The sequence below is a fragment of the Paenibacillus sp. JT22N15 genome (genome assembly GCF_059383755.1).
Window position 1 is genome coordinate 272,622 of record NZ_JBXENV010000006.1, and the last position, 12,924, is coordinate 285,545.

Consider the following 12,924-nt stretch of genomic DNA (forward strand, 5'->3'; position numbering starts at 1 on the left):
TGGACGGACTTATACCCATTAATCAAATCTTAACATTAGGAGCAAAGGCGGTTGAAAATGGAAAAGCAATAAAAGAAAGGAGGAAGGAAAGTGGAAGGAAATGAGGAAGGAAAGGGCGGATGGCGAGGATAGAATACGATTTTTATACATTTCAGAAATTGTTATATTGAGCAGCGGCAAGGCCCAATGTTACGCTCGAAATCGGTTCGGAAAACAAAAAACGAAACGATAGGAGTAGACTCAACTTGAAAATGAAATCTACAAGAAAGTATCTATCTGCTGCTTTGGGCCTGTTACTGCTTTCCAATTCCGTAGTGGGGAATGCTGCAACCGCAGCATCAAATGGAGCTTCCATTGGAGCTTCCATTGAACTGCCGCCAGCTCCGGCATGGGGACATTTTGTAGACAACTACAAAAACAGCATTTCTGCTAACCAATCGGTATATTCCAATCCAGTCATCGGCGTACTGTCAGGGTTTCAGGATCTCTGGGAGCCAGGAACATCCTGGGACAATGGCACGAAGCTGAACAGCAGCGTGTTGGACTACAACATTCAATATGTAGCAAACATAGCTGCTACGCGTACGGCGGAAGATGAACAATTGGCGTATCTCGTTGACCGGAGAAATCAATCGTATGGAGCGACTGAAGGTCTTGGTGCTCTGGCTGATGTGTATCGCGACAAAACGGGAACATTCACGACGATTACAAGCATTCCAGATGATGCCACATCGGTCAAATACAACGACGGCAACGGCTCCAATAAAGCGGGCGATTCGGGTTCCGAGCTTGGCAAAATGGTAGACTTGATCGGGACGCTGCGAGGCAATTACGCATCCAGCAACCCGGCTAAAAACTTCTACAGCTATATGCGTCCCTACCGCTGGGCTAATGATACTTCTATGATCGTGCCTACGCTGGTTCCTGCAATCAGCACAACGCCGGCTACGGATGGCGGTTTCCCAAGCGGTCACACGAACGCCTCGTATCTCGCTTCTTATGCACTGGCCTATGCTGTGCCTGAGCGGTTCCAGGAGCTGCTGACCCGTGCTTCGGAAATGGGGAACAGCCGGATTATAGCGGGCATGCATTCTCCGCTTGATGTCATAGGCGGACGCGTGATGGCAACAGCGCTGGCAGCAGCTACCTTGTCTGACCCGGACAATGCGGCACTTAAGCAGGATGCTTATGATCAGGCGCATGCTCTTCTATTGACCGAAACGGGTACAGCGGAAGATCGTTTCACTGACTATGAGAAAAATAAAGCGCAATTCACCCAGCGTTTGACCTATGGCTTCGATCAGATCCAATCTACAACTGAACCGATGATTGTGCCTAAAGGAGCTGAAGTGCTGCTGGAAACGCGCCAGCCTTATTTGACGGGCGAGCAGCGCCGTGCTGTTTTGGCGACGACTGGCCTTGCTTCCGGCTATCCGGTACTGGATGATCCGGAGGGCTGGGGACGTCTGAATCTCTTCGCCGCAGCAGACGGCTATGGTGCTTTTGACAGCGACGTAACCGTGACGATGGATGCCAGCAAAGGCGGCTTCCATGCAGCGGACAGCTGGAAGAACAACATTGCTGGAACAGGCAAGCTGACGAAGGAAGGCACTGGCGACTTGAAGCTGCTCGGTGCAAATACGTATTCCGGGGGTACCCAGATTAACGCGGGTACGCTGGAAAGCGGCTCGGCAACAGCTCTGGGCAGCGGCGATGTCGTGAATAACGGCGGTACGCTAGTAGAGAAGGCAGCAGGAAAAATGACGATTGGCGGAAGCTTCACGCAAGCTGCGAATGGTACGCTTGAGCTTAACGTCGACAGCGCAAGCGATGTGCTGGAAATCAAGGGAGCGGTAAATGCGAACGGAAAATTGCAGGTGAATTTTCCAAGCAGCTATGTGCCGACCGTTGGTTCTGTGACTCTTATGAGCTATGGCGCTGGTCAACAAAATGGTCAATTTGCCGCCGTTGAGATTAGCGGGGTACCGAGCCAGTACAATACTCAGGTTGTTTATCAGGCCAATCAAGTGGTGCTGGAAATTACGAATAAGTCGAATTCGGGAGGCTCAACAGGCTCGGGCAATTCGAATCCGTCGACTCCTTCGCCGACACCTGCTCCAACGCCTACACCGTCCGGCCCTGTAGATCCGAGCTCCATTGGTGTAACGGTGACAGCAAAGGCTGACGCTAATGGAAATGCTGAGGCTGTCATTGACGACGCACAGATTAAAACCGTGACGGAGCAGGCTCAGGCAATGGAAACGGGCTCAAGAATTGTGACGCTTATCGTTGAAGCGGCGGACAACGCTAAAGCAGTTGGCATCACGCTATCCAAAGCTGCTGTTACTAATCTGTCTAACGGCAAAGTAGATCAAGTTGTCGTGGTGACGCCATTCGGTACTCTTACCATCCCTTCGACTACGCTGAATGCGATAGAGAAGTCAGCAGGCAATAATATTAGGTTCGAGGTAGCGAAAAGCGAAGAAGATACGCTTACACCGGAAGCTAAACGGTTAGTTGGAACAAGGCCTGTATTGGATATTTCGATTGAATCCGGCGCTACCAGCCTGTCTGCCTTTGGCGGCGGCAGCATTCAGATCGATATTCCGTATACGCCTGCACAGGGCGAGGATACAAACGCTATTGTTGCTTATTATATCGACAATAATGGGAAGCCGAATGTTCTAAACCATTCAAGCTACAGTAATGGCAAGGTTACTTTCGTAACGAACCATCTGAGCCATTATGCTGTAGGCTACAATAAGATCAGCTTTAGCGACAGCAGCAGTCATTGGGGAGCTTCATATATTTCCTATCTGGCTGCGCGGGATATGATTTCCGGCAGCGGCAGCAACCAGTTCGCGCCGAACAAAAACATCACGAGAGCGGAATTTGCTAAAATACTGGCTGGTATTGCAGGCGCAGATGTGTCTGGCTTTACGACTTCTACATTTGGGGATGTCAAAGCCGGAGACTGGTACTTGCCTTATGTGTCTTGGGCAGCAGAGCATAAAATAGTTGAAGGCTCAAGCAGCAATGAATTCAAACCAAATGTATCGATCAGCCGCGAGGAAATGGCGGTTATGTTGAAGCGATTTACCGATCAGGCTGGCTTCACGCTCCCTAAGACGGCCAGCGCAGTCACCTTTGCTGATCAAAGCAGCATTAGCTCGTGGGCAGCAGATGCCGTTGCTTCGTTGCAGCAAGCAGAAATCATCTCGGGCAAGGGCGCCAATGCTTTTGATCCGAAAGGCGGCGCAACAAGAGCCGAAGCGGCGAAAATGCTAGCCGTGCTTCATCAAAATATAAATAAACAATAATATAGCGGCAAAATGATAGTCAGAGTGCGCAGAGAGCCCGGAAATAGGGTTCTCTGTTTTTTATCTAACAAAATGATTGACGATATCATTTGAGCTTAAGATAGTGAAGGCACAAGGGAATGTCTTCTAATGATGGGGAAAGACGGTTATTTAATGGAAAAACTCTGTTTTTTGCCTAGTGCCTGAAAATAGGAATCTATATACTAAAAAGGGATTTACTGCGCTAAGCAGGTGTCGAGCAAAGGAGGCTAGCTAGTTTAACCTGTGTTTTGTAAGCGTAACCAATTTATCTTCAAATCGAAAGGATGCGATTGATTTATGTTCAGCAACCACTCCAACTGGCTTAAAAAGACGGCCGCCACGTTAACGGGGCTTACGCTGCTTTGCGGCAGCGCCGCAGGAGCAACTGCTGCGGGAACGACGGCTTCGGGACAAGCAGGGACGGCCTTGGGCAAAGTACAGCTGGAATATTTGGATAGAGGACTTGTAGCTGTCGCTTCTTCAGGAAGCGTATTTCTCAGCTGGCGGCTGCTAGGAAATGAAGTAACTGGCTATTCCGCGGGCGGGATGACCGGCGCGAATTTCAACGTCTACCGGGATGGCGCGCTTATTGCGACGGTGACGGACAGCACGAACTATTCGGACCCGCAGGGCAGCACATCATCGCGTTACCAGGTGGCGGCTGTAGTGGATGGGGAAGAGCTGGCACGAAGCAGCGAAGCTAAGCCGTGGGGCGATGGCTATTACGATTTGCCGCTTAATAAACCGGCAGATGGGGTTACGCCTGTGGGCGAAGCTTTCACCTATTCGGCTGGCGATATGAGCGTCGGCGATGTGGATGGAGACGGGCAATACGAATATATCGTGAAATGGGACCCTTCCAATTCCAAGGATGTATCGCAGAAGGGCTACACCGGCGAGGTCATTATTGACGCCTATGAGCTGGATGGAACGCAGCTTTACCGCATAGAGCTGGGGCCGAACATTCGCGCTGGTGCGCATTATACCGAATTTATGGTGTATGATTTTGACGGCGACGGCAAGGCGGAAATGATGTTCAAAACGGCTCCAGGTACCAAAATAACGAAATACGATGGCAGCGGCGGCATCGCTTCTGAAAAATATATTTCGATGCCTCAGGAGGATATTGCAGCAGGGTACAGCCATGATGATGATTACCGCGTGAGCAAGCAGGGCTATTATGAGCATGTCGTAAATATGTTCATGGACTGGGACAAGCATGAGGAAGTCGTAAACGGCAATTGGCCGGCAACGCTGGAAGAAAGCTTCGGTATTGCGCCTAAGTATGCGTATCCCCTGTCTCGCGAGGATGCGGAAGAGCTGACGGATTATTTTATGGACGTGTATGCGCCGGCGCGCAGCGGCAACAACAAGCTGCGTGATTTCGAAGGCTTTATTTTGAGCGGGCCGGAATATTTGACCGTGTTTGAGGGGGCGACAGGCAAGGAGCTGGAGACGATCCCCTACAAGCCGGGCCGCCATGACGATGGCCTCATGTGGGGCGACTATGCGATGGCGCGGATTGAGCCGGGCAACCGTGTAGACCGTTTCCTTGCAGGCGTCGCTTATTTGGATGGCACTAAGCCTTATGCGGTGTTTGCCCGCGGCTACTACACGCGCTCGACGCTCGTTTCCTATGAATGGGATGGCAAGCATTTGCGCGAGCACTGGTTTGTCGATAGCGGCTGGGTGCCGATGACGAATCCGTTTAACGACGGGCCGCATGGCAGACCGGGACTGAATTCTGCTTTTGCAACGCTTACGACGCAGGGTGCGCATTCGCTGAGCACGGCGGATGTGGATGGCGACGGCAAGCAGGAAATTATTTATGGCTCCTCGACGATTGACCATGATGGTACGCTGCTCTACAGCTCGGGCGATATTTTGCCGCCGGGCAGCGCAAATCCGGGGACGTATGCAGGTCTTGGCCATGGCGATGCGCTGCATGTTGCAGATATTGACCCTGACCGTCCGGGCTTGGAAATCTTCATGGTGCATGAGGGCGGTCCGTATGCCCCTTATGGCTACTCGCTGCGCGATGCTAAGACAGGCGAAGTCATTTATGGCGGCTACACTGGCAAGGATACCGGTCGCGGCATGGTTGGCGACATCGATCCGGATCACAGAGGGCTGGAGACATGGGCCGTCGGCACATGGACAGCAAGCGGAACGCAGATCAGCACAACCTCTCCTGGAACGAATATGAACATTAAATGGGCGGGCAATATGACGACGCAAATTGTGAATGGCTCCTTGGAAGTTACACCGACGATTGATGATTGGAAACGCGGCAGATTGCTGACGGCTGCGGGAACCCGCACAAACAATCATACGAAGGGAACGCCTTCGCTCGTAGCTGATATTTTCGGAGACTGGCGGGAAGAAATGCTAGTGCGCACCGTGGACAGCTCGGCTATCCGTATCTATATGAGCACGGAGCTGACAGACCGCAAGCTGTATACGCTAATGCATGATTCGCAGTACCGTACAGGCGTAGCTTGGCAAAATACGACGTATAACCAGCCGACGTATACGAGCTTCTATTTTGCCTCGGATACGAATTTCGCGAATGTGCCGATTCCAAATTACTGGACGCCGGTTGTGGATGACCGCAGCTCGGTCGGCGCTTCCTTAATCGGGCCAAACGCAATGGCAAAGGGACAAACGTTCGATGTTGTATATGCGCTGCAAAATGTGCCAAGAGGCATTGCGAAGCAAAACATCCGAATTGAATTTGATCCGACTGTATTGGAGCTTGTAAGAACGCCAGAATCGCTGGATACTGGCAGATTCGTCATTAACGAGCAGTTAGAGGCTGCTGGCATTATCAGCTTGAAAGGCAGCCATGTTGGAGACGGTCTTAACAATCCGCTCGGCAATCTGTTCAAGCTGACCTTCCGCATTAAAGCGGACGCGCCAGCTGATGTGACCGCGCTTGCGGTAACCAGGCTGATTGGCACGGACGGAGCAGGCGTGAATACGCAGCTTGTCGGCGATGTGCTGAATATTAAAGTTCACTAACACAATAGATAGGCCATTTCTGCGGCCGTTTATTGGAGCAACCTTCAAGGCCGCGAGTTCATGCGGCTTTGGAGGTTTTTTCGGTATTTAAGGGGTGTTTTTTGACCAGTAGATGAGAAAATCGTTTATAGTAGAGAGATAGAGTTGACAACGTGTTCATTGGTTCAGGTTTGCGGGTAATGATCATTAGAGTGTGGGGGCGAATCATATGCGAAAATTAGTATTTTTTCTAGGCGGGGCGGGAGCGGGCAAGACGACGCTGGCCAAGGCGCTGGCACGGCGCAAGGGCGCTGCGATTTTTGATATGGATACGCTGCTGCGTCCGGCGGCCGAGGCGATTATGACGGCGTCGGGACTTGATCCGAAGGACCGTGATTCGGAGCTGTATAAGGTGCGCTGCCGCGATCTCGGCTACCGGATTACGATGGATGCAGCTTTGGAAAATGTAGCGATTGGCACGGACGCGCTCGTCATCGGCCCCTTCACGAAGGAAACTGCTGATCCGCTTTGGATTGAGCAGGAGCTGTCGGCCATCGGTGCAAGCCTGCGTGATGTAGCTGTGCGGGTCGTACTCGTTTCCCTGCGGGATCAGGAGCTGCATCGCAGCCGGATACAGGAACGGGGCTTGGAGCTTGATGAGTGGAAGCTTGGCAATTGGGAAGCGTTCAGCCGCTCGCTGGGACCGCGCAAGCTGAATTGGCCGATTCCAGCCACTTCGGTGCTTGATTTTGATAATTCAGGCGAGCTGAATGAGGAGAAACTGCTGCTGCTGGATCGCTTCGTATATGGTGATGACATCGTAGAAGGGGAGTGAGGCTGCATGTCCTTATATTTCAGAGACAAATTCTTCAGTTCCGGCAGTACAGGCATTATGAATGAGACGGGGCAGTCTGCGGGATGGGTTAATCTGAAAAGTGCGTTTAGCACTTCGCTGGAAGTTTATGATGCCAATGATACGAAAATGTGCGAGGCGAAATTTCGTTTTTTCTCAATGAAATGGGAAGTCAGCGACAGCTACGGCGCTCCGCTAGGTGTGCTGCGCCCAAGGATGAGCTTCATGAATAAGCGGTTCGAGTATGATGCGGGCGAGCGCGGCTTTTATTTAATTGAGTCGCCAGCGTTTTCCAAAGAGTATGTGATTATGAACCGCCGTGAGGAGACGATTGCGAGCTTCGCGCAGACGAGCGGCTGGATGCAATCCGGCGCTTATTGCTTGTGGAACGAAACCCGCCAGCTCGGAGATTATGAGCTGATTGCAGTTATTATGGGCGTGAATGAAATTAGGAAGCGGCAGAGCAGTAGTTAGCATTTACATGAATAGGCCGCGATGCCTTAAGAATAGTTCTAATCAAGCATGTGTGATTTCGACACATGCTTCTTTGGCGTTGTCCACGTGTAGTAGGAACGGGCAATATTTTCACTATAAAAGTGCTCGGGAAAAGCATGTTTCGTAATACTTCTGCCATGTTCATAAACGCTTGCTTCAAGGAAAATGAAGGAAGTAGTCAGGGGGGATAACATGTTTTTAACGATAAAAGCACGGGGTGAGCATGCAGATAAGCTTTCTTTCTTACTCTCCAAGCACCCGGATCATTTATATGAACGCAAGGAAAAAGAGGCGCGCGTGTGCCTCGTTTATACGATAAGCTCGCCAGAAGAAACCGAGGTACTGCTGTTTGCCGAGCCTGATCCAATCGATTTGTATAAAGGCAGCCCAGAGCACTATGATATTACGCATTATATTAATGACCGTGAATTTGTGGTCAGCAGCTTGTTCTGTACCTACATGCGATCCGCGTTGGGTACGGCTTTGAACGGCAAGCCGAAGGAGGATTATGCCCAGTGGGTACAGCATGCATTCCAGCTTGAGCTGTCCTTCGGGCCACTCGCCTCGAATTTGCCTGACCGGACAATTGAAGAGCTGTTCGGGGCGCTTGACTATGAGGTCGAAATTGAAAGGGCGGACATCGCTTATCCGTTTCAATTGAAAAGCCGCAGCTCGGCGCGGACTATTCGGCTCTCTGGCAAGCAGACGCTTCAGCTCGCCTTGCGCCAGCTGTTCATTATGCTGCCGATGCTGGACGACTATAAGCATTATTTTATTGGCGAGGAGGAGGCGGATAAGCTGCATCGGTATGGCGAAGGCTGGCTGGCAGCGCATCCGCAGCGCGAGCTTATTATTCGGCGCACGCTGCGTTTCAGCCCGCTGATTATGAAGTTTAATCGCGAGCTTGTACAAAAAACGGAACAGCGGCCGGAGGCTCAGCAGATACGGCTCAGCGCGTCTTCCCTAGCGGAAAAAGAAGAGGAGCCGCCGCGCAAAACAAGGCTGAACGAACTCCGTTATGAAGCGATAGCCAAGGTGGTGGAGTCGCTGCCTCAGCATGGGTCTATCGTAGATATGGGCTCTGGGGAAGGGAAACTTGCAGCAAGACTTGGAGGAGTGAAAGGCGTGAAGTCAATTGTGGCGGTAGAGCCTTCGGGCAAATCGCAAATTCGCGCCTTAGAACGTTTTGCAAAGCTTGAGGGCAAGCAGGGGACGATCGTTCCGCAGGCTGTTATTGGCTCGCTTTTTTATTATGATGAATGGTTGTGTGGCAAAGATGTGTTTGTATTATGCGAGGTTATTGAGCATATTGATGCCTTTCGGATTGATCAGGCTATCGAAATGATTGCATCGCGCTACAAGCCGCAGAGCTGGATCGTTACGACGCCGAATAAGGAATATAACACGCTGTATGAGCTGGACGATTATGAAATGAGGCATAACGATCATCGCTTCGAATGGACGCGGGAGCAATTCCGTGTGTGGTGTGAAAAATGGGGCGAGCCATTCGGCTATTCGGTCCATATATGCGGAGTCGGCGATGCGGATAGACAGTACGGACAGCCCACACAGATGGCTGTATTTACGAAGGTAGAGGGGGCTCAGCGGTCATGAGCGAACAGGGTAAAAGGGTGATTCGGCTCCCTCATGCCGGTATTGTATTGCTGGTTGGCCCATCGAACAGCGGCAAGACGACGCTGCTTCAGACGCTGATTGCAGCGGGTAAGGTCAAGCAGACGGAGGTTGTGTCTTCAGATCAGTTCCGAATGCTTGTTGGCGATGTGGAGTTTATGGATTGGACCAGCCGCAGCAAGCTGGAATCCGATATTATTTACAAGCAGTATCAGCATATTTCGGCAAAAGCGTTCGAAGCGATGGAGGGTATCATTGCGATGCGCTGCCGCTTGGATAAATTAACGCTGATCGATGCCACGCATTTATATGAGGAAGACCGCAAACGTTATGTGGAGCTTGCGCGGAAGCAGCACGTTCCAGTCGTTGCGCTTGTGCTGGATACCCCAGAGGAGGAACTGCTGCGCAGGGATAGCGAGCGCGAGTTTCCTAGGGGCAAGCAGCGGGTGAAGAAGCAAGCGCATTTGTTCAAGCGGTCGCTGCGCAGCTTGAAGCTGGAAGGGTTTGATGCCAGTTATGTCATAAAAGCAGCACAGCTTATAAATATTGCATTCGAGCGCAAGGCTAACCCGCTCGTTCATGAGGTCGGACAAGGAATTGATATTATCGGCGACGTTCATGGCTGTTTTCAGGAGCAGCTAGAGCTGCTGGGCAAGCTTGGTTATGCACCTGACGAGGCCGGGCTTTTCCGTCATCCGGAAGGCAGGATACCTGTATCGGTCGGCGATGTGATGAGCCGTGGGCCGGAATCATTAGCAGCGATGGAATGGTGGCGCAAGCATGTTGAAGCGGGACTTGCCTATATGACGGACAGCAATCATGGCTGGAAGCTGGCTAGATTTTTGGATGGCAGGCAGGTCGAGCTTAGCCATGGTGATGAGAAAACCGCAGCGGAGCTTGTGGAATATGAGCGGGAGCATGGTGAAGAAGCGGCGAATATGCTCAAGGAGCGGCTTCGAGTATTTTTGCTGCAAGCGCCCCCTCAGCTCGTCTTTTGCTGCGATGGCGTGAGACAGCTCGTTGTGGTGCATGCGGGCATTCGTGACAGCTATATTGGCAAACAGTCCGCTAAAATTCAGGACTACTGCCGATATGGGGAGTCCGATGGTACCGATGCCCAGGGCAAACCGCTGCGCAAGGAATGGTACAACGAACATGAATCCGGCGAGCTCATCGTCTGGGGACATGATCCGCGAGTCGAGCCGACGATAACGAACCAAACGATTAATATTGATCAAGGCGTCGTATTTGGCGGACATTTGACCGCATATCGTTACCCGGAGAAGCAGTTCGTACAAGTAAAGGCGCGTGAAAATTATGCCGGGGAAGCTCGCAATCCTTTGCTAGAGGGTCAATTGAATCGGTTCAAGCAGCCGAATTTGCGAAAATATATTGAGGGCTACTCGGTGCTGACATCCTCTTATGGAGATGTAGCGGTTCGGGGCGAATTCGTTAAAGCTGCGATTGATACGGTATCGCACTTTACGGTGCCGCTGGAGGAATTGGTGTATATTCCGCCAACGATGAGCCCGCCGCCAATGACGGCTGAGGATGAGCGGTTTTTGGAGCATCCGGTCGAAGCTTTCGCCTACTATCGTTCACAAGGCGTAGAGAAAATGATCATGGAGAAAAAACATATGGGCAGCAGAGCCATCGTGCTGCTGTTTCGAAATGAAGCCGCAGCAGTACCGTATGTCGGCCGTGAGACGCTGGGCGTCATTTATACGAGAACGGGCAGAGCATTTTTCCAGTCTATGCTTCAGGAACAAGTACTGCGGCAGCTGAATGGCGATTTGACGAAGGCGGAGTATTTTGACCGTTACGGTACGGATTTAGTGCTGCTGGATACAGAAATTGTACCGTGGAATTTAAAGGCGCGGGAACTGATTGCTTCGCAATATGCCCATGTGGCGGAAGCTTCGCTGATGGACAGACGAGCCAAGCTCGCCAAGCTGCGGGAGGCGAAAGATGCAGGCAAAGCCGTGCAGCACTGGATCGATGAGCTGGAAATCAAGCTGGACAACGCCGAGACGTTCGACCAGGCGTTCCAGCAGTATTGCTGGGATACGAACGGGCTGGAAGGCATCCGAATTGCGCCTTTCCATACGCTGGCGCACAGTACAGCAAGCTTCCAAAGCGAACAGCACAGCTGGCATATGGAGCATGCACGAGAGCTCGCCGCTTGCTCGGAGCTGTTCATGGAAACAGAATACAAGGTTGTGACCGATGAAACCAGCGAGCTTGCGGCGATTCGGTGGTGGGAGGAAATGACGGAGCAAGGGCATGAAGGAGCTGTTATTAAGCCGGAGTATTTTGTCGCCAGACATAAGGGAAGGCTGATCCAGCCGGCCATTAAAGTAAGAGGCAGAAAGTATTTGCATATTATTTATGGGATGGATTATTTGCTGCCCGAAAACTTGCAAAGGCTGAAGCAGCGCAAAACAAGCAAAAAGGAGCGTTATGCGCTCAAGGAATTTGCGCTGGGGCTGGAGTCGGTTGAACGGTTTATTCGCAAGGAATCGGTGGATCGAATTCATGAATGTGTGCTTGCCGCTTTATCCATGGAGTCGGATTCGGTAGATCCGCGGCTTTAAGGGAAGAAGCGAGGATGGTTAAAAAAGCGGGAGCTGCTCTTGAAAAGAAGCAGCTCCCGCTTTTTTGCGCTCTATTCTTTTAGCAGACCGTAACCGTCTTCCAATAATACTCGTCCAAAAATGCCGTCAAGCTTGTAGGAGCTTGACCAGTCAGCTCTTGAACCGTTGTTGACGTCTGATCATACTCCCCTCTGGCCGAGGCGGTATCGAAGGAAGCTAATGCTTGCGCTACAGCATTCGGAACGCCAAACGATTCATACATGCCAACGAGCTGTGCGGTCTCGATTGGAATATAGACAATGTCTTTCTTAGCGATGTCACTCAATATTTGAGCGATATCATAACCGGATAGCGCTTCTGGCCCAGTTACATTCCGTGTGTGCTTGTCCGTGTTTGAGGAAGCGAGTGCAGCTGCGGCTGTATGAGCACAATCCCTGCGTGTCACATAAGCGATTTTGCCTTCGCCGATAGCAGCAGCGTATTGGCCTGTAGCGACCGTATGCGTCAAGGATTGAAGCAGATTCTCGGCGTACAGATTGCTGCGAAGAATCGTATAAGACAGGCCGCTGTTCTTAATAGACTCTTCCGTGCTGTAGTGGTCTCCCGCCGTTAAATTCGCTGTACCGGGCTCAGGGTTGAAAAACGATGTATAAACAATATGTTTTACTCCCGCATTAACCGCAGCTTGTATGGCATTCGAATGCTGCTTGATTCGATGACCCGGCACTTCAAGCGCATCCGTACTTACCAAAAGCAGACGCTGCACCCCGGTAAAAGCATCGGCCAGCGTCTCAGACTGGTTGAAGTCCGCATGCCGTACGCTAACTCCGTGGTCGGCAAGACCCGAAAGTTTTTCTGGGGTGCGGGTAGCTGCTATAATCGGCCCATCATAGTTTTCGAGCAGCCATTGAATGGCCAATCTTCCTAAATTTCCGCCTGCGCCTGTAACCAATATCGTTTCTTTTGTTGCGTTCATTTTGGTTTCCTCCTTTTCAATACGGCAACCTCA

The 12,924-nt window shown here is 51.4% G+C and carries 7 protein-coding genes; 6 read left to right on the forward strand and 1 reads right to left on the reverse strand.

All coding sequences use genetic code 11. The features are described 5' to 3' along the window. Positions 1-251: 251 nt before the first annotated feature. The 6 genes from AC50X8_RS14015 to AC50X8_RS14040 all read left to right on the forward strand — a co-directional run bounded on the left by AC50X8_RS14015 (position 252) and on the right by AC50X8_RS14040 (position 11,915). Positions 252-3,320: an S-layer homology domain-containing protein gene (locus tag AC50X8_RS14015; RefSeq protein WP_494880216.1), complete on the forward strand. Its 3,069-nt coding sequence runs from the start codon at positions 252-254 to the stop codon at positions 3,318-3,320. Between the two features lie 318 nt (positions 3,321-3,638). Beyond that, positions 3,639-6,362 carry a rhamnogalacturonan lyase family protein gene (locus AC50X8_RS14020; protein WP_494880133.1) on the forward strand — a complete coding sequence of 908 codons (2,724 nt, stop codon included), beginning with the start codon at positions 3,639-3,641 and terminating at the stop codon, positions 6,360-6,362. Positions 6,363-6,570: 208 nt separating this feature from the next. Then, positions 6,571-7,176: a P-loop nucleotide/nucleoside kinase family protein gene (locus AC50X8_RS14025; RefSeq protein WP_494880134.1), complete on the forward strand. Its 606-nt coding sequence runs from the start codon at positions 6,571-6,573 to the stop codon at positions 7,174-7,176. Between the two features lie 6 nt (positions 7,177-7,182). After that, positions 7,183-7,668, forward strand: a complete 486-nt coding sequence (locus tag AC50X8_RS14030; RefSeq protein WP_056035871.1) for an LURP-one-related family protein — start codon at positions 7,183-7,185, stop codon at positions 7,666-7,668. Positions 7,669-7,881: 213 nt separating this feature from the next. Next, positions 7,882-9,303: a 3' terminal RNA ribose 2'-O-methyltransferase Hen1 gene (locus AC50X8_RS14035; RefSeq protein ID WP_056035868.1), complete on the forward strand. Its 1,422-nt coding sequence runs from the start codon at positions 7,882-7,884 to the stop codon at positions 9,301-9,303. Beyond that, complete coding sequence (locus tag AC50X8_RS14040; protein WP_056035867.1) at positions 9,300-11,915, forward strand: polynucleotide kinase-phosphatase; 2,616 nt, start codon at positions 9,300-9,302, stop codon at positions 11,913-11,915. The genes AC50X8_RS14035 and AC50X8_RS14040 overlap by 4 nt, the downstream gene beginning before the upstream one ends. A 79-nt stretch (positions 11,916-11,994) precedes the next feature. Here the strand turns inward: AC50X8_RS14040 and AC50X8_RS14045 are convergent, their stop codons facing one another. Further along, the gene (locus tag AC50X8_RS14045; protein WP_494880135.1) at positions 11,995-12,891 is read right to left on the reverse strand and encodes an SDR family oxidoreductase; all 897 of its coding nucleotides are present in this window, start codon (positions 12,889-12,891) and stop codon (positions 11,995-11,997) included. Positions 12,892-12,924: the final 33 nt, after the last annotated feature.

Bases quoted from the DNA above. Each gene is read 5' to 3' on its own strand.
- AC50X8_RS14015 (WP_494880216.1), top strand. From the start codon at position 252: ATGAAATCTACAAGAAAGTATCTATCTGCTGCTTTGGGCCTGTTACTG.
- AC50X8_RS14045 (WP_494880135.1), bottom strand. From the start codon at position 12,891: ATGAACGCAACAAAAGAAACGATATTGGTTACAGGCGCAGGCGGAAAT.
- AC50X8_RS14030 (WP_056035871.1), top strand. From the start codon at position 7,183: ATGTCCTTATATTTCAGAGACAAATTCTTCAGTTCCGGCAGTACAGGC.
- AC50X8_RS14020 (WP_494880133.1), top strand. From the start codon at position 3,639: ATGTTCAGCAACCACTCCAACTGGCTTAAAAAGACGGCCGCCACGTTA.
- AC50X8_RS14025 (WP_494880134.1), top strand. From the start codon at position 6,571: ATGCGAAAATTAGTATTTTTTCTAGGCGGGGCGGGAGCGGGCAAGACG.
- AC50X8_RS14035 (WP_056035868.1), top strand. From the start codon at position 7,882: ATGTTTTTAACGATAAAAGCACGGGGTGAGCATGCAGATAAGCTTTCT.
- AC50X8_RS14040 (WP_056035867.1), top strand. From the start codon at position 9,300: ATGAGCGAACAGGGTAAAAGGGTGATTCGGCTCCCTCATGCCGGTATT.